The organism is Fibrobacter succinogenes (genome assembly GCF_902779965.1).
In the GTDB taxonomy this organism is placed as follows: Bacteria; Fibrobacterota; Fibrobacteria; order Fibrobacterales; family Fibrobacteraceae; genus Fibrobacter; species Fibrobacter succinogenes_F.
On sequence record NZ_CACZDK010000013.1, the window covers coordinates 22,185 to 48,320 of the forward strand.

The 26,136-nt window shown below is 47.9% G+C and carries 17 protein-coding genes and 2 tRNA genes; 11 read left to right on the forward strand and 8 right to left on the reverse strand.

Features of this window, described 5'->3' with window-relative positions; all coding sequences use genetic code 11:
- Nucleotides 1-175 precede the first annotated feature (175 nt).
- The gene (locus tag HUF13_RS07870; RefSeq protein WP_173474615.1) at nucleotides 176-2,557 is read right to left on the reverse strand and encodes an HD domain-containing phosphohydrolase; all 2,382 of its coding nucleotides are present in this window, start codon (nucleotides 2,555-2,557) and stop codon (nucleotides 176-178) included.
- 448 nt (nucleotides 2,558-3,005) lie between these two features.
- Nucleotides 3,006-3,965 (reverse strand): ornithine carbamoyltransferase, encoded by a 960-nt coding sequence (argF, locus tag HUF13_RS07875; RefSeq protein WP_173474616.1) that lies wholly within the window; start codon nucleotides 3,963-3,965, stop codon nucleotides 3,006-3,008.
- A 99-nt stretch (nucleotides 3,966-4,064) separates the two neighbouring features.
- Between argF and HUF13_RS07880 the strand changes: the two genes are divergently transcribed.
- Nucleotides 4,065-4,253 (forward strand): hypothetical protein, encoded by a 189-nt coding sequence (locus HUF13_RS07880; RefSeq protein WP_173474617.1) that lies wholly within the window; start codon nucleotides 4,065-4,067, stop codon nucleotides 4,251-4,253.
- Between the two features lie 284 nt (nucleotides 4,254-4,537).
- Here the strand turns inward: HUF13_RS07880 and dusA are convergent, their stop codons facing one another.
- Genes dusA through HUF13_RS07895 form a run of 3 tightly spaced genes read right to left on the reverse strand, consistent with a single transcriptional unit; the run spans nucleotide 4,538 to nucleotide 8,869 of the window.
- A complete protein-coding gene (dusA, locus tag HUF13_RS07885) occupies nucleotides 4,538-5,566 on the reverse strand; it encodes a tRNA dihydrouridine(20/20a) synthase DusA (protein ID WP_173474618.1) in 1,029 nt (342 codons plus the stop codon).
- An 18-nt stretch (nucleotides 5,567-5,584) separates the two neighbouring features.
- Complete coding sequence (locus HUF13_RS07890; protein WP_173474619.1) at nucleotides 5,585-7,288, reverse strand: diguanylate cyclase; 1,704 nt, start codon at nucleotides 7,286-7,288, stop codon at nucleotides 5,585-5,587.
- A 30-nt stretch (nucleotides 7,289-7,318) separates the two neighbouring features.
- Nucleotides 7,319-8,869 (reverse strand): sugar ABC transporter substrate-binding protein, encoded by a 1,551-nt coding sequence (locus tag HUF13_RS07895; protein ID WP_173474620.1) that lies wholly within the window; start codon nucleotides 8,867-8,869, stop codon nucleotides 7,319-7,321.
- 127 nt (nucleotides 8,870-8,996) lie between these two features.
- Here HUF13_RS07895 and HUF13_RS07900 point away from each other — a divergent pair, with 127 nt between their 5' ends.
- From HUF13_RS07900 to HUF13_RS07930, 7 genes are all read left to right on the forward strand, one after another.
- On the forward strand, nucleotides 8,997-9,371 hold the full coding sequence (locus HUF13_RS07900) for an NUDIX domain-containing protein (protein ID WP_173474621.1): 375 nt from the start codon (nucleotides 8,997-8,999) through the stop codon (nucleotides 9,369-9,371).
- Nucleotides 9,372-9,471: 100 nt separating this feature from the next.
- Entirely contained in the window at nucleotides 9,472-9,903 is a 432-nt protein-coding gene (locus HUF13_RS07905; RefSeq protein ID WP_173474622.1) for a DUF3332 family protein, read from the forward strand.
- Between the two features lie 260 nt (nucleotides 9,904-10,163).
- The gene (locus HUF13_RS07910; protein ID WP_173474623.1) at nucleotides 10,164-10,889 is read left to right on the forward strand and encodes a tetratricopeptide repeat protein; all 726 of its coding nucleotides are present in this window, start codon (nucleotides 10,164-10,166) and stop codon (nucleotides 10,887-10,889) included.
- 11 nt (nucleotides 10,890-10,900) lie between these two features.
- Nucleotides 10,901-12,091 carry a serine/threonine protein kinase gene (locus HUF13_RS07915; protein WP_173474624.1) on the forward strand — a complete coding sequence of 397 codons (1,191 nt, stop codon included), beginning with the start codon at nucleotides 10,901-10,903 and terminating at the stop codon, nucleotides 12,089-12,091.
- A 22-nt stretch (nucleotides 12,092-12,113) separates the two neighbouring features.
- On the forward strand, nucleotides 12,114-13,568 hold the full coding sequence (locus HUF13_RS07920; protein WP_173474625.1) for a sigma-54-dependent Fis family transcriptional regulator: 1,455 nt from the start codon (nucleotides 12,114-12,116) through the stop codon (nucleotides 13,566-13,568).
- Between the two features lie 38 nt (nucleotides 13,569-13,606).
- Nucleotides 13,607-14,098 carry a hypothetical protein gene (locus HUF13_RS07925; RefSeq protein WP_173474626.1) on the forward strand — a complete coding sequence of 164 codons (492 nt, stop codon included), beginning with the start codon at nucleotides 13,607-13,609 and terminating at the stop codon, nucleotides 14,096-14,098.
- Entirely contained in the window at nucleotides 14,099-15,250 is a 1,152-nt protein-coding gene (locus HUF13_RS07930; protein WP_173474627.1) for a hypothetical protein, read from the forward strand.
- Between the two features lie 176 nt (nucleotides 15,251-15,426).
- On the opposite strand, the gene HUF13_RS07935 is transcribed toward HUF13_RS07930, so the two are convergent.
- The 3 genes from HUF13_RS07935 to HUF13_RS07945 form a co-directional block, all read right to left on the reverse strand.
- Nucleotides 15,427-15,499: transfer RNA gene (locus tag HUF13_RS07935), tRNA-Ala, on the reverse strand.
- Between the two features lie 78 nt (nucleotides 15,500-15,577).
- On the reverse strand, nucleotides 15,578-17,302 hold the full coding sequence (locus HUF13_RS07940) for a SpoIIE family protein phosphatase (RefSeq protein WP_173474628.1): 1,725 nt from the start codon (nucleotides 17,300-17,302) through the stop codon (nucleotides 15,578-15,580).
- A gap of 88 nt (nucleotides 17,303-17,390) precedes the next feature.
- Nucleotides 17,391-17,466: transfer RNA gene (locus HUF13_RS07945), tRNA-Asp, on the reverse strand.
- A gap of 170 nt (nucleotides 17,467-17,636) precedes the next feature.
- On the opposite strand from HUF13_RS07945, the gene uvrA reads away from it, so the two are divergent.
- From uvrA to HUF13_RS07960, 3 genes are all read left to right on the forward strand, one after another.
- A complete protein-coding gene (gene uvrA, locus HUF13_RS07950; protein ID WP_173474629.1) occupies nucleotides 17,637-22,973 on the forward strand; it encodes an excinuclease ABC subunit UvrA in 5,337 nt (1,778 codons plus the stop codon).
- A gap of 64 nt (nucleotides 22,974-23,037) precedes the next feature.
- Nucleotides 23,038-25,491, forward strand: a complete 2,454-nt coding sequence (locus HUF13_RS07955; protein WP_173474630.1) for an SUMF1/EgtB/PvdO family nonheme iron enzyme — start codon at nucleotides 23,038-23,040, stop codon at nucleotides 25,489-25,491.
- Between the two features lie 2 nt (nucleotides 25,492-25,493).
- Nucleotides 25,494-26,075 (forward strand): hypothetical protein, encoded by a 582-nt coding sequence (locus tag HUF13_RS07960; protein ID WP_173474631.1) that lies wholly within the window; start codon nucleotides 25,494-25,496, stop codon nucleotides 26,073-26,075.
- The last annotated feature ends 61 nt before the right edge of the window (nucleotides 26,076-26,136 follow it).

The window sequence follows — 26,136 nt, forward strand, 5'->3', positions numbered from 1 at the left end:
CTTCTTGTTACACCAAAGTGTACTTTGACTTTATTAATATATCTTATCAAGAAGGAATATGTCTGGCGGAATGTAAAAATTTGGGCCTTAAATTGACAAAAATAGAATTTTGGGGCTATTATAACGGGAAAAGCGAACCCTTTCAGGTTCGCTTTTTTTACAGAACAAGATATCATTAAATAACTTTCGGACGACCCGATAACATTTTCATTAGGTAATCAACAATTTCATTCCAGTGTTCCAGGGCGACCTTGCCTATGGCGGGGTCATACATCACGCCCAGATTCTTCTCGATTTCATTACGGCAGTATTCCAACGACATGGCGTCGCGGTAAACGCGCTTGCTGGTCATGGCGTCAATTGAGTCCGCAATGGCAATCACACGGGCGCCTATTGGAATGTCTTCGCCTTTGAGTCCTTCCGGGTAGCCACGGCCGTCGTAGCGTTCATGGTGGTGCAGTACGGTTTGCACTAGTTCATGCGTGTAGTTGGACTGCATTAGAATCTTTGCGCCAATGACCGGATGCTGCTTGATGATTTCGAATTCATCATCGGAAAGTTTACTGGGCTTTCCAAGCACGTTGTCGCTAATGCCCATTTTTCCGATATCGTGCAAGTGCGCGGCATGCGTAATCATGGCTATAGAACTTTCTGAAAGGCCAAGAGAACGTGCAATCAGTTCCGAGTATGCCTTCACACGTTCAGAATGGTGTGCGGTATAGGAATCTTTTGCTTCTTCGACTGAAATCAAGCAGGAAATCAAATCCTTGAGGTTCTGGTTTTCGCTGTTTTCAATCGGCTTGTGGAAACGCACCTTGTCGCGGTACATGTTCAGGTCGGCATCCATTTTCCAGTCGCTAATGGACTTGCGGATTCCGGCATCATTGCACAGGCGGCTTTCGCCCACAGCAATTGACAAATGGTACAGCGCGGTCTTGTTGTATTCCTCAATATCTTTTTGCAAATTGGAATACAAAATGAAAAGCGTGTTCAGCGGGGCTCGTGTAATAACGGCAAATTCATCGCCACCGATTCTAAAGCAATTGCCTTTGGATCCATATGCGCTTGTGATGATATTAGACGCCGCGACAATTAATGCATCGCCTGCTTGATGCCCAAAGGTGTCGTTTGCGTATTTAAGACCGTTCACGTCCATCAAGAGCATGGTCCAATTTGTATTTGTATCTTCTTGACTGATCATCTTTAGAAGCGCATCGAAGGCGACTCTGTTTTCAAGACCGGTCAAGCTATCTATTGTAGCGACATCTTGCAAGTGCTCGGTCATTACTTGTAATTTGCTGTTAGTTTGTTCGAGCTCGAAAGATGTTTCGCGAATGAACGTAGCCATGCGCGCGGAAATCGGTAGGCGGAAAGACTTTTCTTTGCGAGAACCTTCGTTATTGGTTTGCTCGTGTTTGACGATTGAACCTTCGCGCATCAATGCGATGACGAGTGTAATGTTGTGCTGGTTCAAATGGCCCTTTTCTCGCAAGAATTCACCGTGCGAGAAAAATCCTGTACTAGAGGAGATTTCTTTAAATGGGGTTATTTCGTACGTTTGATCGTGTTGCGACCAGTAAACATTTCTTGCTGCACAAGAGAATATGTGCATAACATCAGGAGCGAACTCTTTGCATTTTTCGCTTTCGGTCTTGATATTTTCGATAATCAACTGAGGATCGCCATACGACAATCGAATCATTGATTCTTCGTCGATGTCCGAAGACATTACCAATGATCCGTCCGCTTCGCAGGCAGCAACGGCACGCACAATTGAAACTCCGTTATGCTCGTAGAGCATCGGGAATTCAAGGGCGTTGTAAAAGAAGTTTTTGTCGTTGTTGATGTCCAGGTACTTATTGTACACTTCATTGGCAGGGATTCCGCCCAATTCGTAAAGGACGTTGCCTTTGGAACGAGTTACTTGGAAATTACGGCCAATGGGTTTCCAGCCGCTAATCTTGCGTGATTCTACAAAAAATTCTTCACCGCCATAGAACACTGCCAAAAGACCTGTCTTTGTATAGCCGCCTACCGACGAGAATATACAAGAATCAGAACTGTTGATATCAGATGAGCCCGCAATACCGCCAAAGATTTGGATGTTTGGTGCAATAGCGTCAAGTTCTTCGCAAAGATGTGTTGTTGAAAATGGTGTGATGCAATAGAAAATTTCGAGAGCTTTCACCCAAGAATTATGGTTTGCGACTTTTACGATTTCGCTTGCAATATTGCTGATGGAATCTTTAGAAAAGTCGTATTGACAAATCTGAATTTTTGTTGTCGGCTTTTCAAATATAATTGCTGATACAGAAATGTCGGTTGTCTTTTCGCCGTCCGCAATGTTTCCGCCTGTAGAGTTTCCGAACCATGGAGCCTGGGGAAAAACGCGTTCCAAAATATCCCAAACAGGTTTTAATTTATCTGAATCTAACAAGGCTGAATGGATTTGGAAGCATACAGTAGGCGAGCCATGTTCCTTGCACCAAGTGCTAAATAGGTTTAGATCGTTTTCGAACTCTACTGCATTTTTAAAAGCGAAAGCTTTGTTTTTCATTGCGATAACACCCCTTTGTGGTCTATGCGTGACCGTTTGCTTTAATATATCTTTTGAGAGAGGGATGTGGCTAGGGGGAAAATGAATTATGTGATTTCAATCGCTAGAAAAAATATCCGAAAAAATGGGATATTTTTCGTTTTAATGAAAAATATCACAAAATTTTATGGTCAAAAAATTACAATTTTCTTAGAAAAAAGTTAGGCTAGGTGAACTGTTAAATGATTACTTTTTTCTCACAAAAAAAACGTGATAAAATGCAGCTTTTTCGGTTTGCTTTTTGCTTGTGAGTTTATCTGAAAAACGGTTTTGTTACCTGTCAAATTTTTTCAACGTTGTTGCAGTCACCGATGAAGGTAATCGTCTTTGATTTGCCCATTTGCTGAATGCGAAAAATAAATAAAGCCACCCCAAAGGATGGCTTTAAAAATATTTGTAATCTTATCGTTTATTTTGCGAACGGTTCCATCACCTGCCAAAGCACGGCCTTGTGTGCATGCAAGCGATTTTCGGCTTCTTCGAAGCTCATGTTCACGTCGAGGTTATCCATCACGGAGTCCGTGATTTCTTCGCCGCGGTGTGCCGGCAAGCAGTGAGATACCTTGCAGTGTGCAGGAGCGAGTTTCAAGAGTTCGTCGTTGATTTGGAACGGCAAGAAGTGAGATTGCTTCGTTGCCTTTTCGCCTTCCTGACCCATCGAAACCCAAACGTCGCTATAGAGAATGTCAGCGTCCTTGACGGCATCCTTCGGATCGTTGAAAACACGGTATTGGCAGCCGTGCTTCTTGAGGCCTTCCTGAGCTTCTTCCACTACCTTGGCGGGCTGTTCAAAGCCCTTCGGGCAAGCGAGCGTGAAGTTCATGCCGACCTTGGATGCGAGCGCAAGGAAAGAGTTTGCAACGTTGTTGCCGTCACCGATGAAGGCGACAGTCTTCGGTTTGCCATCGGCATTCTTGAAACCGCCGAGATTTTCGTTAATCATCTGTGCAAATGCAATGGCTTGGCACGGATGATAATCGTCGGTCAATGCGTTCACGACCGGGATAGAGCCGTATTCAGCGAGTTCTTCGACGAGCTGCTGCTTGAAGCAGCGCACGACGATGGCGTTCACCCAGCGGCTGAGGCAGCGGGCAACGTCCTTGACGCTTTCACGCTTGCCAAGCCCGATAGAATCCGGAGAGAGGAGCACGGCGTGGCCGCCGAGCTGGTTCATGCCCACCTGGAAAGTCGTGATAGTTCGCAGAGACGGCTTCTCGAAGAACATGGCGATGTTCTGGCCGTGAAGACGGTCAGAGACCTTACCAGCGTGAACTTCAGCCTTGAGACGCGAGGCAATCTCGATTGTTTCGAGGACTTTTTCTTCGCTCCAGTCCATGAGGCGGAGGAAGTGTTTGTTGCGATCTATCATTTGTTTTCCTTTGGGTGAAACCCATTTACCAATTGATTAAAAAATCATCCGGTTCTTATTGTTTTCGTGATTTCCGAGCGCTTTTCTAGGCTTTTCAAAATGAAAAACGAAAAAAACGGAGCTTTTACACTCCGTCTTACAGGAAATCACAAGAAAATGCTAACGGATATTAGCGAAGTTTCTTTTTGTGACGGTCACGACGACGGCGTTTCTTACGCTTGTGAGTCGCAATCTTCCTGCGCTTTCTTTTCTTTCCGCAAGGCATATTGTATCTCCGTTAAAGGTTAAACATAAAAATACGCCACCAAATAGAGAAAAAAAAATCTTGTTTGTCAAGGGGTGGGGGTGAAAATAGACGAAAGACGAGAGACGAAAGAACGCCCGCTTTGCGGGCTATAGACGAAAGAAGTGGTTGGTAAACAGTGGTTAGTAAACAGGAATGTAATAATCAAGAATACCTAACCACTAATCATTTTTTTCATTCCAAACCACCAACCACTAACCACTGCCTACTGTCTCCTTCCTACTGCCAATCGTCTTTCGTCTATAGGACCGAAGGTCCGTTCTTTCGTCTATTCCACAACGCATTCCATGGCTTTGCGGATGAGTGCTGCGGCGCCTCCGTAAGCTTGTGCACGCGGGCTTTCGTTGCTCAGCATGGCGCGGAACTTGCGTGCGCCCGGGAGTCCGGCGAAAAGTCCGTAGAGGTGCTTGACGAGAATCGTCGCTGGGCAGCCTTCGGCGGTCTGCTTTTCCACGTAGGGGAGGTATGCTTCGAGGAGCGCTTTGCGCGTAGCGGGAATGGCTTTCCCTGCGATGATGTCGGCGGGGTCTTCGCTTGTCGGGCGGATGTCATTAAAGATGCGGGCGTCGGCATCGTGCAAGAACCAAGGGTTCTCGTAGGCTTCGCGACCGACCATGACGCCATCGAGGTCCTGGAGTTGTTCTTCGATTTGGTCGAGAGTCTTGATGCCGCCGTTGATGCTCAAGTTGAGCTCGGGCATCTCGGCCTTGAGGCGGTGGACGAACTCGTAATGGAGTGGCGGTACTTCGCGATTCTCTTTAGGCGAGAGTCCTTTGAGCCAAGCTTTACGCGCGTGCACGATAAAAATTTTGCAACCGGCATCCTTGATGGTCTGGATGAAGTCTGTGAAAAATTCCCAGCTGTCCAAATCGTCAACGCCGATGCGGCATTTGATCGAAACAGGAATCGAGACGGCGTCTTGCATGGCCTTAAAGCAATCGGCGACAACTTGCTTTTCTTTCATGAGGCATGCGCCAAAATTTCCGTTCTGCACACGGTCCGATGGGCAACCGCAATTCAAGTTGACTTCGCTAAAGCCAGCGGCTTCGACGAGCTTTGATGCGGCGGCAAGGTCAGACGGGTTGCTACCGCCGAGTTGCAATACGGCGGGGTGTTCGAACGGTTCATGCCCGAGGAACAAGTCCTTGTTTTCGCAGTGTAAAAGCCCCGTAGACACGACCATTTCGCTGTAGAGCAAAATGTGCTTGGATAGCAAACGCAAAAAATAACGTTCGTGGCGGTCCGTGCAATCGAGCATCGGAGCGATGGAAAGTCTACGATTAAAGTCGATGTTCATGCATGTAAAAATAGAATTTTACAACTGCATTTTGTCGGTACTTTCTATAGCGTGGTCTTCGTTCCAAAGAATGACCTTGTTGCGGCCATGTTCCTTACCTTCGTAAAGAGCCTTGTCGGCAAGCTGGATGCACTTTTCGGCCCCTTGACCGCTATCGAATTGAGCAACACCCAATGTAATCGTAACCTTGATTTCTTTGCCGCCAAAGAAGATTGTCTGGTTTTCAATCTGCTTGCGGAATCGCTCGGCAACGTGGGCGGCGTCGTTCATTTCTGTTTCGGGCAAAAGCGTCAAGAATTCTTCGCCACCGTAACGGGCGAGAACGTCGTATTTGCGGAGTAACCCGCGGATTGTGCTTGCTACGGACTTGAGCACGGCATCGCCTGCGGCATGCCCGTAGGTGTCGTTCACGTTCTTGAAATGGTCGATATCCAAGAAGATGATGCTGAACGGTTTTTTGAATCGCTTTGCTCGGTCCACTTCTTTTTCGATGGTCCTGTGCATATCGCGGCGGTTCGGAAGTTGCGTGAGTTCATCGGTTCTAGAAATGATGTCGAGTTTCTTGTTAGCTTGTTCTAGTTCGTACGTGCGTTCCTTGACTTCTTTTTCAAGCAATTCCCTGTGTGCGTTCAGCTCTTGGATCTGTCGTTTGATGGTCGCGTGCATTTGGTTAAAGACTTTTGCGAGTCGGCCGATTTCGTCCTGACTGTTTTTGGTCTTGAATTCTTCGATGTTAAGGTTTCCTTCGGTGATTTGCGAAATGTGGTCGATCAAGCTGTTGAGCGGTTTACACACAATCAAAATTTGCCAAAGAGAAACGAGCAAAATGGCGATGATGGAACTGTACAGAATAATTCGGCTCACGTGTTTGACTGATGAAACGTGTGCGTCAATTTCGGTTTTGGGTTGGAGCGCGATAAGACCGAGATCGTAAGTCGGGTTGAATGTTTTGTTAATCAGGTAAGTCGATCCGTTTTCGAGCGTGAGGAAGCGGATGTTGTTGCCGTCTTCTTGCTTGATGTTCATGCCCGCAAGTCCGAGTTCCGAAATTTTATGAACTCCGTCGAGCCACGTCCTCATGTTGGGGTGGTAGAGAATTTCGCCTTGGCCATTGCATGCGATGAGGATTCCGTTTTGCCCCACCTTGTATTCCGAAAAATATTTCCAGAGGCGTCGGATCGAAAAACTCGAAATCAGTCGACCATCACCGATAGCACGGTCCGAAACGACAACGCCAAAGGCGCGCTTCGGTGTGCCGTCGGCATCGCGGTACCACGGTGAAATTGTGGGCCTGTGTGGCGAAATCCTGTTGAATTCGATGGGGTAGCTGATTTTTGCAGTCCCCATCATGGAATTGTTGCAGATCAGGTTATAACTTCTGTCGAATAGCGAAATCGATTCGCCCGAAATAAAGAGCGAAGAAATGTTGTAACTCTTGAGGTAACCTGCTGCCGTGAGCTTGTCCATGCTCTGGATTTCGGATGTCTTTGCCAAAAGTGTGAGTCGGCTTGCGAACTGCTCCATTTCGTTGTTGGCTGTATTTGCAAGCTGTTGAAGCTGAGTCTCGTTCGTGTCGTAACTCAACTTCAATGTGGTTTTCATCTGCTTTTGCGTAAAGAAGTATGTCCCGATTGTCACGATAAGAAGCATCGAGATAATCAACAGCAAAAGGCTCTTGATGATAATACTGTTTGTGATGCTTGATATTTTTGATGTTCTCATGGAATTTTCTTATTTGGGTTTGATGTCGGTTTATTGCTTCTTTTTGCGGTTGAATGCGAAGATGAATCCAACAAGTACAGCGATGGCAAAAATCCAGGGTGTACTGCTGAATCCGGAGTCCACTTCTGCAACGGGCTTGGGCTGCTCGATGATATGGCGGTTTTCGCGATTGTCCTTGATGCCTAGAGCCTTGTGCCATGTGGTGCGGAACTCGGCAAAAGTCAAGTTGCTTGCGTTCTTGTAGTTCAAGCGTCTGTTGATTTCTTTAGAGTAGTTGTTGAGGATTTCGTAAATTTTTTCCTCGGAGTAGAGTGCCGGAATTTCAAGATGGTCCCAAATGGCGCTGAACATCAAGATGAGATTCTGCTCGATGTCGCCCCATTCGGGAATGTTGGTGTATGCTCGTCCTGATTCGAGCATCTTGACGAGTGTCTTGTAGTCGGGGTCTTTGGACCAGCTCTTGAGCACTCTTTTGGAGGTGGGGAGCATGCCGATTTGCTTGGTGTAAGAGTTCAAGTTTTCGTCGTTCGTGAGGAACAGCAGAAGGTCTATGGCTTCGGGTCTGGTGTTGCTTACCGGAATAGCGAGGTTACTACCACCGATAAAGCTGATTGAACCTTCGGTCCCTGTCGGGATGGGCAGAGCAATCACGCTATCCTTGCCGATCCTTGTGTTGTTGAGTCCGCCCTTGGCGCCGTCAAATCGGGTTTGCATAATCACTTCGGAAGTGTTTACGATAAAGGCTAGTTCACCGGCGTTGAAGTGCTGCACAATCTGTGCGGTGTTCATTTGTAAGGCATCAGTGCTAACAAGTGTGTCGAGCACAAAACTCAAGTACTTGGCGATCCCGTAAATGGTTTTGGGAGATAGAATCCCCGCTCTCCATTTGCCGTAATTGTCTTTTTCTATAAAGTTGCCGCCGTTGCTCCAAATCCACGGAGCGAAGTTGTGCGGAATGTTCCAGTCGCTTTTTCCCGGAAATGCGAATGCACTGACCTTCGTTCCATCGTCAAGTGTTTCGCGGCTGTTCTTTACTTTACGGATCGCATTCACGAAGCCATCGAATGTAGCAACATCTTCGGGCTGTATGTTGTTCTTCTTGAGAATGCGCTTGTTCGCAAGAACCGGACGAATGTCGATAAACCATGGAATAGAGTAAATAGCTGTATCGGAATCAATGTGAGTCGTGTTCCAGCTGACCGGAACGAATCTTGACGAGTCGATGGAAGCTAGCCAGGGATTCAAGGCCTTGATTTCGCCGCGCGAGGCGAAGTACGGAATCCAGGTGGTTCCGAGCTGGAGAACGTCTGGGGCGTCTTTTCCAGAAGAGAGGGTAGTTGAAATACGGTTCCAGGCTTCACCCCAGTCCAAAACGACAACTTTGGTCTTGATTCCAGTTCGCTTTGTAAAAAGATTGAGCCTTTGTTCCAGTTTTTCCTGCGGAGATGCGCCGTTTGGCATAACCCAGACGGTTAAAGGATCTTGTTTGGGGTTGTGCTTTGCTACAGGTGCCTTTGCGGCAAAAAGAGATGAAACGGCTACTGCTGTGACGATGCTCACAATTTTTGCGATTGTATTCATTGTACACCTCCTGATTCCAAAACGCTCAATGTATCGACAATTTATGTGTATTATATTTGTAGATTTATTAAAAAAATAACAGAAATGCAAGCGAAAAGTTTTCTTTAATAGTCCATGGAGGGGCAAAATGTTGGCTGTTTGCGGTATTGTAAGGCAAAATGGGCGTGTTTTGGTGTGTAAAAGGGCTTCTGGAATGCAATTTTCTGGTTTTTGGGAGTTGCCTACTGAAGGTTTGGAGGGCGATGATTGCACCGAAGACGCCTTGGAAAGGGGCTTTTTTGAGCGGTTAACGGCAAAAATGCGTGCTTTGCGACCCGTCGGAGCGATTGATTTTACGTGTGGCGAGGGGTATCGGCTTTTGGCGTATGATGTTGAGCTGGAGAAAAATTTCTTTCATATATATGGATACAACGATTTCCGGTGGGTAAAACCATGCCATTTACGGCGACTTCGGGTGCTTGAGCCACATCGAGTAATACTCAAGGGACTTGAATTTTTTTAGTAAATTTTTGACACACCCAAAACCTACCTCTAGCAAATTTGAAAGTTCTTTCTTATATTTCTACAAAACTAAAACACTTAAATATAAGGAGTTTGTAATTATGAAAAAAGCAATTCTCGCCCTCGTTTGCGCTGGTATGATCGTTCTTTCTGGCTGCTATGGTAGCTATGGTTCGACTAAGTGGCTTCATGGGGCCATTGGTTCCATTGGCAACAAGTGGGCGAAATCTCTGGTTCACTTCTTGGCTACTCCGATTTACGCAGTCACCTTCCTCTTTGTGGACTTCCTTTTCATCAACACTATCGAATTCTGGACGGGCTCCAATCCGTTTGCTGCCGGCGATTCCTACTATGAAAAGGACGCTCAGGGCAACTCCGTTGCTGCTGTGAAGAACGAAGACGGCTCCCTCTCTGTACAGTTCACCTCTGCTAAGGGCGAAGTCTCCAACCTCACTCTCCAGCGCGATGAAAATGTCGTTCGTGCCCTTGATGCCGAAGGCAACCTCGTTGCCCAGTACGAAATCGAAAAGTAATCGACAAACAAATTTCGTCATTAGAACACTCTCTGGATATCCGGAGAGTGTTTTTTTAATTCGGAATTAGAGCGAAGCGAAAGTACAATTGGTTCAAGTCATCCTCCGTTAGGAGGAACCATACGTTGTCGCAAGAAACAGGCGCTCTGCGCCGACCTCATACCTCGTACCCTAACCACCAACCACTAATCACTTCCTACTTATAATTAATAACTATTAACAAATAACTATTAACCACTTTTTTATATATAATTACAGACATGCAATTGATTTGGGTTGTTCGTTACCGTATTGCTTTTGCTATGAAACTTGCGTTCGTGATGGTCTTCGCGGCATTTCTTTGCGCATGCAACGGTAACGATATGAACCGTGGTGACGAAGCGCTCCGCATTGGTGATTACAAACGAGCTGCGAAGAATTTCTCGAAGGTCTTGGACAAAGATCCGGCGAACAGGGACGCCCGCTACGGGCTTGCGATTGCTTATTATGCCATTGCCGAAGATAAGGAGCGTTTAAGGGTAAGTACTCTTGCTTTTTGGGAACGCACGGTTCGCGAATTTAAGATTTTGTCTGTAGTCGATACGAGCGAAAAGTCAAAACCCATGTATTCGACTTCGTTGTTTTATTTAGCGCGGGCGATGCTTGCCGAAAATGCGCAGGCCAAGGTGCTACCGCTTTTGGACCAGTCTATAAAACTTGATCCGGAAAATTACTTTAGTTATAATCTGAAAGCGTTGATTTTGGCGGGTCAAGGCAATACCGAAGAAGCAAAGAAAATCTATGCGTACATTGTGACGCGGGAACCGAAATTTGCATCGGCTTACGTGAACCTCGGAAACCTTTACTGGAATGCGCACGACTACGAATCGGCATGGGATATCTGGTCGATGGGGCATGAGGCATTGCCGCAAGATGTTGTGCTTGCGAAGTGGACGCGTATCGCAGAAGACTCACTCAAGGCGATGGTTTATTCGGGTAAACTGTGAGCGGGCGAACCATGAGAAAATCCGAAAAATCGCTCTTGGATTCCGTGACGGGAGGCCGTTTGCTGCATCGTGGCGGCGAAGCGTCTATTTACTTATTGAATGTTGGCGGAAAGCCTTTTGTCCTCAAGTGGTATAACGACGGATTCTCGTTTGACGAAAATATTGTTGTAAATACAAATAAAGTACATGTGCCGGGATTGTACCGCATTGAGGAATGGGGCAATCGCAATGGAACACCGTACTTGATTTACGATTATGTCGAAGGTGTAACTTCTGATAAATTGGGGCGCATGCCGGTGGTCGTTGCGCTGGTGGCACTTCGGCAGGTTGTGGCGACGCTTGACGCTTTGCGAAAACAGGATGTGTCGCATGGGGACTTGAGCCCGGCGAATGTAATTTTTGCGGTAGATGAAAATACGCGTGCTGCCGGTGAACGCGCGAAATCCGCGGGATACGGGTTGCGTGCGGTTGTGATTGACTGCGGAATTGTCGGGCCGGGCGCGCTTGCCTATGCGGCTCCGGAGCGGTTCCAAGGCAAGCCTGCAGATGAAAAGAGCGATTTGTTCAGCTTGGGGCTTTTGCTGTACCGCTGGATTGCAGGCGAGGATTTGATTAGCGCAGATAGCTATGAGCAATTTGCCGAACAGATGGCAAGTGTAGAGAACTTGAACATCTCGGAAAAGCTTTACTCGACGGGCGCCTTTAATACATCTGAAGGGGCGGTTCAATTAAAGGCGCTAGAAGCCCTGTGGGCAGGGCTTCTGCGTTCCGACCCGTCGGAACGCGTCGAGGATTTCGAAGAACTTGATGAAATTCTAGAGATTGCCCTTGATAAAATTGCGGGCGGTGCAATTGCGCTTTCGACTTGCGTTACCCAATATATCCAATCCATAACGGGTTCCGAAAGCTATCGGAATGCGGTACAAAAAGTTCCAGAGTGCCTCGAAAACGGCCTTCCGTTTGTTGTTCATAAGAAAAATAACTGGCTAAAATGGAGCATTTGGGGCGTTTTGGTACTTATATTAGCTTTGTTAGTTCTGTTGCTTTCGGGTGGAACAATGCGTTTCGGTATCGATGCAACGGGGGACCAGCTGTTGAAGCGGTCGAGGAGCATGGAGTCGTCAACGGAAAGCGAAAACGCGCCTGTATTGAAGGTAGATAGTTTGCTTTTGGACCTCCCTGTACCTGCCGCTGAACAATAGCGCAACTAAACAGGGCTTTGTTATGAAATCGGAATCCATGCTCGCCACAGAAAAGATGCTGGATGTGGTCAAGACTCTTTTAGATGAGGAACAGCCGGAGGCTCTTTTCCCGAAAATTCTAGAAGTTGCAAAAGATGTTTTGCATGCGGATGCCGCAGTCCTGGACATCGGTGGCGAGGAACCGCTCCATTTTTCGAACCCTGAAAAAGTTTCCATTTCAATTTCGGCAATCAAGCTTGCAAAAAGCGAGAAGCGTGCTGTGGTGTGGAACCAGCTTGATGATGAATCGGCGGATTTGTCCAAGTCCATTGTGCAAAACCAGCTCACGAGTATCATGGTGTCTCCGTTTAGAACGCCTGATTCCGAGGCGGGTTATCTCTATTTGCAACGTGCGGCCCGCAAGGATCCGTTTACCGAAGAAGATAGCGCGCTCTTTGATTCGTTTGTGGCAGTCTGTGAAAAGTTTGCGTTTGCCGCTTACGACCGCTTGCGTGACAAGGAATCTCTCGATACATTGAAAAATGTTGTCCGTAAAGATGGTATTGTCTATTCGTCTAAGGCGATGGTCGATGTGATTGCGATGGCCGATAAACTTTCGCCGCTCCCGCTCCCGGTGATTATCCGTGGTGAGACGGGTACGGGCAAGGAAGTGATGGCACGTTACATCCACAAGCACAGCCCTCGTGCAGATAAGCCTTTTATTGCGGTAAACTGTGGCGCTATTCCGGAGCATTTGATGGAATCGCTGATGTTCGGGCATGCGAAGGGCTCGTTTACAGGGGCGATTGAAAATAAAAAAGGCTTTTTCGAAGAAGCCGATGGCGGTACGATTTTCCTCGATGAAATTGGCGAGCTTCCGCTTAACATGCAAGTGAAGCTTTTGCGCGTGTTGCAAGAAAAGCATATTACGCGTGTGGGCGACAATCGCGAAATTCCGGTGAATGTGCGCGTGATTAGTGCAACGCATGTGGATTTGGAAGAGGCTGTGCGCGAAAAACGTTTCCGCGAAGATTTGTATTTCCGCATTCAGGTGTTGCCGCTGGAACTCCCGCCGCTCCGCAATCGCGGTCAGGATGTGGTGCTGCTGGCCGAAAGTTTTATACAACGTTATGGGGCTGAGTATGGCCGTGGAAAATTCCACTTGAGCCGAAATGCCGAAAAGGCTTTACTCGGTTACCACTGGCCGGGAAATGTGCGCGAACTTGAAAACCGTGTGCAAAAAGGTTTGGTGCAAGCGGTTCATGGCGTGATTCAGCCCAAGGATTTGGGCCTTGATGACATGCAGGTTCAGGCGAAGGAATCTCCGCGTACACTCAGGGAAGCCCGCGAAGCCGTTGAACGCGAAGTCATTTCGCGCGCGCTCAAGGATACAAAGGCAAACCTCACGCTCGCTGCGACGATTCTTGGAATTGATCGTAAAGTGCTGCGTGAAATCATGGAACGCTTGAATTTGAAAAAAGAAGACTTTAAGGTATAGGGGTGTTTGGTAAAATGTTTAATTTAAGGAGTGTGGTCATGAAAAAAATCGTAATGGCGTCTGCAATGATGGCCGCAACCGCTATGGCCGGCAGTTTTGAATCCCGCCCGGAAGCAAGTGTGCCGACACCTGTTGAAGCTCGTGAGAGTTTTGACAAAGTTCCGAAAATGTCGGAAAAAGAAAATATGGATTGGCAGAGATTGCGCGAAGAACGCCGTGCTGCCCGCGAACAAATTCTTGAAAATCTGAGAAACAAAACGGCTGGCGAAAAAAATGAAATGTGCGATGTTGCGGCAATGCCGATTGCGCTTGAAACTCCTATCGAGAAGAAGGTTGAAAAACCGAAGGACGAGCTTATCCAAGAAAAGAAAATGGAGGAAAAGGAACTGCCGAAGGGACCTTTTGTAAAGCCTTTTGGCCCAGACCGCATGGAACCGCGTCGTCCGATTGTGCCACGTCCAATAGAAGGCCATCCTTGGAAAAATCAAAATCCGCGTGACTGGAAGAAAGGACCGATTCAGAGAAAGTAAATGAAGTTTTTGTTTGGTTTAATTCTGTTGGTCTTTGCGACTGCGCTCTTTGCTGAGACGCAGGAACAGGCTTATTATCGCGCGTTGAAATTTGAAGAAGCTGGCGATATTCCTGCGGCACTTCAAGCTTTCGAAGAGGCTGTTGCGTTGCCAGGCGAATACACCGAAGAAATTCAGGGAATTATTCGCGATTATGAGGCTGCGCTTGGGATGTCTGATAGCGATACCGTAAGCGCTAGCTTGTGGGATTCTTTCCATGTCGCGGGAGAACTTGGGCTTTATGGCATGCACTATAAAGAATCCGGTATGGAAAAAGGTGAAATGGGTGGTGACCTATTTTTGAATGTGAATCCGTACTTGGATTATGCTTCTGGTGTGTGGTCGCATACATTTGCCGCTTCGGTGCAGGGCGATTACTTCTTGAATAACGATGATATGCCGGTGCTTGACACTAACGATTGGAACATTGTGTTTGGTCTTGAATATACGTTGTTCGGAAAATCAATGCTCTTGGATTTAGGCTATGATTTTAACATCGAGGGCAAAAATTTATCTTCGGATGTTTATGCTTGGTTTGAAAAAGATTTGTTCCGCTTTGAAAAACAACGCTTGGGAGCGGTGGCGTGGGGTTTTTACCAAACTTCGGGTCCCATGTCGTTTGCGGTGTATGGCTCGTGGCATAGAACAGTTCCTGTTGGCTTGAATGGTACAATATATGTGGGCGCCAAGTACGAAGCCGATTCTGTCTTTGATTATAAATCTTACTTCCGTTCTTACGATGATGTCGTAAATGATACTACGGAATCTTTAACTGCTGACGATTTGGTGTTTCAGAATGTTTTAGGAAAGTGGTTCGGCCCGATTTGGCGCTCTAGAATTTCGTACAAGTTTAAAAATCGTATCACGATTGAAGGCAAAATGAATTTGTACTACCGTTTTGCCGTTGGCGGCCCTGATAGCGATTTTGAAAAAATCAAGAAGTTTACGGGCGTGTGTGGGGCAACGGTTTCTTGGAAAAATTGGAAGTTGAACTATTACTTGGGGCTCGAACGCAAGTACACCCGCCTTACTTTGCCGCATTTTTATAAAAAGATTTATACCGAAAGTTCTTCGCTTACACAGCTGAAGCTAGGAGTCAAGTGGGATATTTGATTAGTAGACAGTAGGAAGTAGACGGTGGTTAGTAGGATGTAGACGGTAGACCGTAGGAAGTGGGTAGTAGATAGTACGGTGTTGACCGTGGGATGTTAATTGCGGGTTGTTGGTAAACTAAAGAATTTGGTGTAATGGAAAACAAAAGAGGCAAGCGTTTGCTTGCCTCTTTTGCGTGGAGATAGTGGGAGTCGAACCCATGACCTACAGATTGCGAACCTGTCGCTCTACCAACTGAGCTATATCCCCATAGATAACTTGTTAGCGGGCTGAATATAGCTAAAGCAGCCCTTTTTGGCAAGTGGACGGACCTCAACTGCAAGTTCTTTATTTCATTTTGAACGAAAGCATCGTGATGTCATCGAACTGCGGTGCTTTTCCAGAGAATTCCTTCACCGCCATGCGGACTTTTCTGCACATGAGCCGGACGGAATCGTCCTTGGCATCGTTGAGGACTTTTTGCAAGCGTTCCATGCCGAATTCTTCGTCTTTTTCGTTTGTCGCTTCAGGAATACCATCGGTGTAGGTGAAGATGGTGTCGCCTGGTTGCAATTGGGCTTCAAAATTTTGGTATTTGTATCCGGGCATTCCTGCGAGAACGAATCCACTTTTGACATCTGCTATTTTAAATTCGCCGTCTTTGTGCTTGATGAATGGCTTTTCGTGCCCTGCATTGGCGTAAACGAGTTTCCCGGTTTTGATGTTCAGTATTCCGCAGATGCACGTGACGAACATATCGTGTACGTTGTGCTCGGCAAGTTCGTCGTTGGCGCGGTTGAGCGCTTCGGCGGGCGAAAGCCCGTGTTGCAGATTGTGCTTCAAGACAATTTTTGAAACCATCATGAATAATGCGGCTGGAACTCCTTTCCCGGAAACGTCAGCAATGAGCAGGGCTAGGTGGTCGTCATCAATAAAAAAGTTGTCATAAAAGTCGCCGCCGACTTCGAGTGCGGGGCGCATGACGGCGTAGTTCTCGATGCCTTCAACCTCGATGGGCCTTGAGAGAGCAGCTCTTTGGATTGCGGTCGCGATGGAAAGTTCTGTCTGGATTTTCTGCTGCTTTGCTGTAGCTTCGGTCAGGTTCTTTACGTAATCATCGAGTTCTGTTGCCATTTCTTTGTATGAACGAGCGAGTTCTCCAACTTCAGAAGTGAAATAGATATACTTCTGGCATTTTTGCAGGATGTTGTTGATCCTTTCGTAAATGTCTGTATTCTGTCCGAAAGTTCTTGCGATTTTGCTCATGCTCTCGATGGGCTTAGTCACAGTCCGTTCCATATAAAAGAGAAATCCTAGCGAAACCCAAATACAAATATTGAGCAGTCCGCCGATGAAAAAGTAAACGTAGTTCCAAAGGTAAAGATTGTTTTCTCCATATTTAAGGGCGATGCTCGGGTAACTTGCGGATCCGATGGCAACGGAGATGACGATGCTTGAAACTAAAAAGAACAAGATGAATTTTTCGTTGAGCGAAAACGAGAATATGAAGCTTGAGGGCTCGTGATGATTTTTTCGTATGTGGTGTTGGCATATCAGCGAAGCGCAAATGAGGTACGGAATGCCAATGACTACCATCGTGATGAACTGGTTGAAGAAAATATTTGCAGAGAGTAATGAAAAATATTGTTCGTTGTACTTGAGCTTGATGACGCTTACGACCATGAACGCCGAGGCTATTGAATCAAGAATAACAATGAGCATGTATTGTACGTTCTTGTAAACTTTATCGAGCTTGAATTTATTTTTGTCTTTTCGCCGTAAATGGTTCCAGATAACTGCGGGAACGTAACCGTAAATAATTTGGACAAAAAAGCCGGGGATAAAGATGATGGCATCGTAGCCTGAAATGATATCGGCAATGAGGTTCGCGATTGCACAACCAAGGATTCCGAAAAATCCAAAGGATATACCGAACAGCAAGGGGAGGGCGGCGACAATTCGAACTTCGGTTGTATCTGAAATCTTGAACAGCTCTCGACAAGGATAGCCGAGAATAAAGAAAATTAACCCACAGATAACAGCAATGAGTATGTACTTATGAATATTCTTCATAAAACTCCTTCTTGATTTTTAATATAAAACATTTTTGGGGGAAGGAGAAAAAAACGAAAAGCACTTCTCAAAGAGAAGTGCTTTATCGCGGGATAGACGAGGCTTGAACTCGCAACCTCCGGCGTGACAGGCCGGTGCTCTAACCAAAATTGAGCTACCACCCCAAGTGGTTCGATTGATTTCTCAATCGGTGAACCATATTTAAAAACTTGTTTTGATTCAGTCAAGCCCTTTGGGCAAAAAAAGTGAATAAAGTTTTGATATAAATAGTTATTCTGTCCAAATGTTCACTATTTTTTAGACAATTGGGGGCTCTTTTTCTATATTTGCGTTCATGACGAAATCTATTGAAATCCGCGATGCTCATGAACACAACCTCCGCCATGTCGATTTGACGATTCCCCGCGACTCGATAGTCGTGGTGACTGGCGTTTCGGGCTCGGGCAAGTCGAGCCTTGCTTTTGATACGGTGTTCCAGGAAGGGCAGCGCCGTTTTGTGGAGTCGCTTTCGGCGTATGCACGCCAGTTCATTGGTCGCATGAAGCACCCGGATGTGGAAAGCGTTCGCGGGATTTCGCCGACGATTTCGATTGACCAGAATACGGTGAACCGTAACCCGCGCAGTACGGTGGGTACGGTGGTCGAGATTTTGGACCATTACCGTTTGATGTTTGCTCGTTTGGGCGTTCCGCATTGCCCCAAGTGCGGCAAGGTGATTCAGGCGCAGTCGGTGGATCAGATTGTCGATAACTTGTACGCAAGCGATGAGAATAAAAAGATTTTGGTGATGGCGCCGATTGTGCAGGAGCGCAAGGGCGAATACCGCAAGGAACTCGCGGAGCTCAAGGAAAATGGATTTGTCCGCGTACGCGTGGATGGGACGATTTACAGGCTCGAAGAAGTGCCGCTGTTGGTGCGTTACGAGAAACACACGATTGAAGTGGTGATTGACCGCTTGACGCTCGAACGCAAGAACATGAGCCGTTTGCGCGAAGCGATTGAAGGAGCCTTGAAGCTCACGGACGGAAAGCTCGTGTCGTTTTTGTTGACGGCGCCGGAAGCTGCGGGCTCGGAAAGTGCCGCGAAAGATGGCTCGGCGGATGCCTCGCTGGGGGCTATCGCGAAGGAAGAATACCGCTTGCAGGGTACGCAGCTCGCTTGCCCGAAGTGCGGAATTTCTATCCCGGAACTTGAACCGCGATTCTTTAGCTTTAACGACCCGAAGGGCCAGTGCCCCGCATGTAAAGGCCTTGGCGAAAGCTGCGAATTTGACGTTAATTTGATTGTGCCGGATCCGAGTTTGTCTTTAAAGCAGGGCTGCCTTGCCCCGCAAAAGAAGGATGACGGATGCATCATCTTTAGTGATTTTGGCTGGCGCAATTTGCGTACGATTGCAAACGAAATGCACTTTTCGCTGGATACGCCGTGGAATAAGCTCAAGAAGGCGCAACAGGACGCCGTGCTTTATGGGACTCCCAGCGGGAGTGAACGCGGTGTGGTGACGATTATGCAGGAACTTTGGGACATGTGGCATATTTACCACTTCCGAAAGTATATGCAGATTGGCGTTTGTCCGGAATGTCACGGAACGCGAATCAACCGCATTGCGGCGGCCGTCGATTTCCACGGTCATAACATTTGCGAGATGACGGAATGGTCTGTTGAAAAGTCTGTCGAGTTTTTTGACAAGTTAAAGCTCAGTCCCAAGGAACAGCGCATCGGTCGCGAAGTGCTCAAGGAAATCCGCGGGCGCCTTGGATTCTTGAAGGCGGTGGGCCTTGGCTATTTGGACATTAGCCGCAAGGCTTCGACGCTTTCGGGCGGTGAGGCGCAGCGTATCAGGCTCGCAAGTGCCGTGGGGGCGGGGCTCCAGGGCGTGCTTTATGTGCTTGACGAACCGAGCATTGGTTTGCACCCACGTGACAACGATAAGTTACTCGAAATGCTCGAACGTTTACGTGCCCAAGGCAACAGCCTTCTCATCGTGGAACACGATGAGGATACGATGCGTCATGCGGACTGCGTGATTGACGTGGGCCCTGGCGCGGGTGTCGAGGGCGGTCGCATCTTGGCGGCAGGCACGGTCGAAGAGCTGGAGAAGAACAAGTCTTCGCTTACGGGTGCCTATTTGAGCGGTCGCAAAGCGATTGAAATCCCGTCGCAGCGCATGAGAATTGACAAGAATACGCCGAAACTCAAGGTTTGCGGAGCTTGCGAAAACAACCTCAAGAACATTGATGTGGAAATCCCGCTTGGTGGCGCGTTTACCGTAGTCACGGGCGTTTCGGGCTCGGGTAAGAGTACGCTTATCAACCAGATTTTGCGCCGTGAACTTGCGCGAGTGTTCTACAATTCCGAAGAACCGGTCGGCAAGTTTGACCATTTGGAAGGTCTTGAAAACATTGACAAGGTCATCGAAATTGACCAGACGCCGATTGGACGCACCCCGCGCAGCAACCCGGCGACTTACACGAAAATTTGGGACGATATCCGTGACCTCTTTGCGGGCATGGAAGAAAGTAAAGTGCGTGGCTACACCAAGAGCCGTTTTAGCTTTAACGTGAAGGGTGGCCGCTGTGATGCTTGCGAAGGCGCGGGCGTGAAGGTCATCGACATGCACATTTTGCCGAGCGTGCAAGTCACTTGCGATGTGTGCGATGGCAAGCGCTTTAACGAAGCGACTCGTGAAGTTTATTTTAAGGGCAAGAATATTTCGGAAGTGCTCGACATGAGCATTGCCGAAGCTGCTGAATTTTTCAAGGACATTCCGAAAATTGCAGAACCGCTCAAGCTCCTTTGCGAAGTGGGCCTCGGCTACCTCACGCTCGGTCAGCCGTCTACAACGCTCAGCGGTGGCGAAGCGCAACGCGTGAAGATTGCTTCGGAACTGCGCCGCCCGGGTACGGGCAAGACGCTTTACTTGCTCGACGAGCCGACAACGGGTTTGCATTTTGAGGATATCCGTCGATTGCTCGAATGCTTGAACCGCTTGCGCAGTCTCGGGAACAGCGTCGTCGTGATTGAACACAACCTGGACGTAATCAAGTGCGCGGACTGGATTATTGATTTGGGCCCAGATGCGGGCGTGAATGGCGGTCGCATTATCGCAACGGGAACTCCTGAACAAATTGCCAAATGCAAAAAGAGCGAAACCGGGCGCTACTTGGCTCCGGTCTTGGCGAAAAAGCATGGCGAAAACAAGCATTTTGAACGCACGGATGAAAAGGGCGAAGATTACTCGCTTGATATCGAAGTTCATGGAGCTCGCAAGCACAACCTCAAGAACATCGATGTCACGATTCCGCGCCACAAGCTCACCGTGATTACGGGTGTTTCGGGCTCGGGCAAGTCGAGCCTTGCGTTTCATACGCTCTTTAGCGAAGGCCAGCGCCGCTTTGTGGAAACCCTTAGCACTTATGCTCGCCGATTCTTGGGCCGCCCCGACCGCGGTAGCATTGATTCTATTTCGGGCCTCGCCCCAGCCATTGCCATTGACCAAAAGAGCGCGAGCAAGAGCCCCCGCAGTACGGTGGCAACGCTTACCGAAATTTACGATTACTTCCGCATTTTGTGGGCCCGCGTGGGAACTGCCCACTGCCTCCATTGCGGAAAGCCGGTGAGCTCCTATGCCGCAGGCGACTTGATGCAATTTGCATTTGACCGCGACCTCAACAAGATGGTGACTGTGCTTGCCCCGTTCGAAATCAAGGACGAAATTAAGTTGTCTAAGATTTTGACTGAAAAGGGTTACCGCAAGGCATATCTTGGCAAAAAGCTTGTGGAACTCCCGCTGCCGAAAATTCCGATTCGCGAAAAGCAGTTGCTTGCCGTGGTCGATTCCGTGGTGGTGAAGGATGAAAATCGTGCTCGTCTCGTCGAAGCCTTTGAACGCGGTTACCGCGACGGTAACGGAATTCTCTACGTGGATTGCGATGGCGAAGAACGCCTCTCGGCCAGTGAAAAGCCCGGCTGCCCGGATTGCGGCTGGTACATGGATTCCGCGCTGAACCCCAAGCATTTCAGTTTCAACACGCACTGGGGCGCCTGCGAAACATGCCTTGGTCTTGGACATTTCAAGGATGGCGAAGAATGCCCCGATTGCCACGGCGAACGCTTGAAGCCTGAATATCTTGCGGTGCGCATCTTGGGCAAGAACATCATGGATGTGCATCACATGAGCATTGCCGAAGCCCGCGACTGGTTTGCGAAAGTCGATTTTGCAAACGAAGAAAATGCGACGTCTGCATCCATCCAGAGTAAAACGACAATTGCCGCGCCGCTCCTCCGCGAAATTATTGGCCGCTTGGACTTCTTGATTAGCGTGGGGTTAGGTTACATTGGCCTTGACCGTGCGGGCGATACGCTTTCGGGCGGTGAATCCCAGCGCATCCGTTTGGCTAGCCAAATCGGTAGCGGCCTCGAAGGCGTCTTGTATGTGCTTGACGAACCGACTGTCGGCCTCCATGAAAGTGATACCGCAAAACTCTTGGATACGCTTTACCGCTTGCGCGACCTCGGTAATACGCTCGTGGTCGTGGAACATGACATCAAGATGATGCAGGCCGCAGACCACATTATCGATATGGGCCCGGGGGCGGGCGATTTCGGTGGCGAAGTCGTTGCCGAAGGATCGCCTGCAGAACTTGCAAAACCATATGCGTTGCAACAATTCCCGCGTAGCGAAACGGTCAAGTTCCTCACCTATTCCACGCCGGTGGCAAACCAGCTGGAACCGGTACGCATCACGGACGATACGGAATTCTATGAATTCAAAAATCTTAACGCTAATAATTTGAAGAACTTGTCTGTAAAATTCCCGAAAAAAGCGGTGAGCGTTGTCTGTGGCGTTTCGGGTTCGGGCAAGAGTTCACTCGTTGTCGATGAAATTTTCCCGGCGCTTAAAAAGCAGTTCCAGGCTCGCGGTCGTAAAAAGCAGAGCGGCGAAGTTTTACTTGTAGACCAGAGCCCGATTTCGGGAACGCCTCGCAGTACGCCGGCGAGTTTCACGGGCGTCTTTGACGATATCCGCAAACTGTTCGCGAAGCTCGAACAATCCAAGATGAAGGGCTTCGATTACGGTCGCTTTAGCTATAACCTTGCGCGAGGCCGTTGCCCTGCTTGCGAAGGCCGTGGCGCCGTCGCTGTCGAGATGCACTTTCTCTCGGACATTTGGGAAACCTGCGAAGTTTGCGGTGGCAAGCGTTACAATCAGGAAACGCTCACGGTCACGTTCAAGGGCAAGAACATTGCCGACGTGCTTGACATGCGCATTGTCGAAGCCTGCGAGTTCTTCAAAGACCAGCCAAAAATTTTGCCGAAGCTTGAATGCCTCCGCGATGTGGGTCTCCCGTATGTGAAGCTTGGACAACCGGTTACGACACTTTCGGGTGGCGAATCCCAGCGCTTGAAGCTTGCTGCGGAACTTTGCCGCCGTCCGGCGAACGAAATGGTTTACCTGCTTGATGAACCTACGACGGGCCTTCATTTGAAGGATATCCAGATCCTTTGGAACCTCTTGCGTAGGCTTTCGGCGCGTGGCGATACGGTCATTGTCATCGAACACCATCCCGATATTATCCGTTTGGCAGATTGGAAGGTCGAATTGGGACCTGTTGGCGGAGCAAAGGGCGGTTACTTGCTCGAAATGGGTGTTAATTCGTCGAAATTTTAGCATCTCTTTTCTAAGAAGAAATTATTTTTCTAGACAAGAAGGTTCTAAAATGACAGGAGTGCTTATGACATTTTCCCGATTGCTTCCGCTTTTGTTGCTGGTTCCGGCGCTTACCATGGCCGACGAAGATCGCAACTTCAAATTGACATCGGAAAATTTTAAAGTCGGTAGCCTCCTGGAGGGAAGTCTTTTGGAAAATGCTTCCAAGAAAGCTATTGCTTTGGACAAATCTTTAGCTATCTCGCAGGAACCGGTCTTCCCATTGCTGCCTAATACGCTTTACCTTCGCTATAAAAAATCCGCTAAGGATTACTTGTGGTTTTCTGGCGAGGCAAAGCCGGAAGAATATAAGAAGCTCCATGCCTTTAGCCTCAAGGGCAATCATTTGACCGCTCGCGAGGTGGTGGGACTCCGTCTTTATGCATCCCGTCAGTATAAAGCCTTCCAGGACGAAGCCGATATCTATTTTGATGCCGAGTATGTTTATTCGCCGCGTGTTGCAAAACTCCTGTTCATGAAGAATGGCAAGTGGCAGGTCTTGAACGAAAGCGTGCATCCGGGTTTGGTGCAAATCAAGACCGATGAAAAGAATTTGGAAGTTGTGTCTCTGAATTCAAAGATGAAGGCGGGAACGAGGGCAATCTATCCTGCTGAAAATGGTGTTTATTTCTTTTCGTTCAGCGCTCCGGGTAAATTCCCGTATGTCGATGCGGGTGTGCTTAAGCCGGGTGAAGTGCTCACGTTCAATGTGAAGTTCCCGGAACCGGATTCCGTTGTTGTGCTTTCAAGTTCGGGGGCGGCGGTTCCTGAAGTTGTTGCGGCATCTAGTTCGAGTGAGGCGACTCCTGAAGCTGTAGCTACTTCTAGTTCCGCTCTTGCTGATTCAGTCGCTGGTTCTTCTAGCTCGAATGCATCCGTGGAAATTCCTGATTTTGATGCTGCTGTTTCGAGTTCAAGTGTGGCGTCTTCGGAATCGAAGGCCCCAGCGCCGTTGCTTTCTGTTACGCTTGAACAGGTGCAGGCTCTTCAGGTGCTCGAAGAAGCTGAATCGCTTTATGATATCTTCTCAGCCGATGTCGACAAGAATTTCACGCGTATAGACACGACTGAATTTTCCAAGTTCTATCCTTCGATTATCCCCGCCGAATCGCTTGGACTTAACAATTCGGGAAAGGTCTATCGCGATTATGTGAAGCATTATAATTTGAAACGTAGCGAAGCGCAAAAAATCTGGCGAGAAAAAAAGTTGGGCGAAGTTAGCGCGATCTATAAGGCTTTCCATGCAAAGTTCGATAGCTTGCAGATGCTCCCGATTGAAATTAACATGTTGCCTGCCGCGGTGGAAAAAATCATGAAGGTCGTTGACACAACCGCTGCGTCCACTGACACGTCAAAGAAAACTTTAGATTCTTGCAAAATCGAATCGTTGGGGCTTCGCTTTGGTACGGACCACAATCGTGTTGAGGTTTCTTGGAAGGGCGTGGTTGATGGTTTTTCGATGGATTCACTTGTGAATCTATTTGCCAATGGAGACTCTTCCCTTGTGACTACGCTGTTTCTTGTGAATAACAAACCGGTGTGGGTGTTCAAGGAAGGTGCTTTGGTTGGGCGTTACCAGTATCGCTATGGCAAACTTGGATTCCGTGTGGGCGATTCCCTTTATTTTGGCAAGGGTAAATTTACTTTGCCGAAGCATATTGCTATTGAAAAAGAAGTTGTGGATTGGCTCAAGTCCAGAGGGCCTGAATCGTCTTCGTCAGTTGTTGCCAGTTCTTCTTCTAAAGTGGTGGATACCGTAAAGTACGAACCGAAGTTTAATGTTGTTGAACATCCTTCTCGTGGAACCGTTGCTATTATTGATTCGGGTTCGTTCCGCTATCGTGGTAAGGTTGTGTCGATGTCTCCGTTTGCAATTCATACAACCGAAGTGACGCAGGAATTTTATCACAAAATTATGGGCCTCTTGGATTCGACAAAACGTAATTCCGATAGATCGGCATTCAAGGGGCCGAACAAGCCGGTCCAAAATATCACTTGGGAAAAGGCGCAGTATGCCTGTAAGGTCCTTGGTGGTGACTTGCCGACCGAGGCTCAATGGGAATATGCTGGCCGCGCTGGTAGTAACGATGGAGTCCCGTGGACGATGGACGATGTAATGAGCGTTAGTAAGTATGCTATCTTTGCAGAAAATTCTTTCAAGGTCGGTAAGAAAAATGAAGCTTATGGCCCGCATGATGTGGCAACGAAATCTCCGAATGCATGGGGACTTTATGACATGTCGGGCAACGTAACGGAATGGACCCGCGACAATTACTTTGCGATTACGTTCACGATTGAAAGTTCAAATCCGACGGGATCTTTCTTGGGAACGAACAAAGTAATTAAAGGCGGCTCTTGGAAGGATAAAGTCAAGAAATTGAACATGACATACCGCGATGATGAAGATCCACGCTATTGGTCGGATTACATTGGCTTCCGCTGTGTGTTCCCGCTCGAACGAATTGTTCAGGAAAAGTAATCATGAGTAATAATTCCAATAAGGAAAAAAGCCTTTTTAAGAAGCTTACGGCACTTCCGTATTTGCTGGTGTTTCTTGCTTTGTTGATGCCATTGGCTAGTGTTTCTTGTTCGGCTAAGGACGACAGCAAGCCTATTGCGGAGATGACGTTTTATCAAGTGGCTTCGGGGGTTGACCTCGATAAAGCACTAGCGGACCCTGCGCTTGGACAAATGCACCGCATGGTCAAGGAAAACCCCAAGGTTTTGGACCGTTTCAAGGTGCAGATGCCGAATTTCCCTAAAATGGAACCGGTTCACCATCTGTACGGTATCCTCGCTGCGGTATTCTTGGCAGCGGTGTTTGCTTGGATAGTGCCGCTGGCTTCTACGGTGATGGGGCTTTTGTCGATGGTCTCGCTGTGGTCGCTTTTGATGAAGCTTTCGCAGATTAGCGATATGCTAGGGATTCCGCTATTGAAAGTTCAGGCTGGAATTGGCCTTTATTGCGCTAGTTTCTTGATTTTGATAGGAACAGCGATGAATATAGCGACTCTAGTACGCCCGGCAGTTATCGCCCGCCGTAGCCGAAAAAAGAAAAAGTAAACAAAAAGTTTACAAAATATAAATACAAGGATCCGACGAGAGTCGGGTCCTGTTTCTTTTT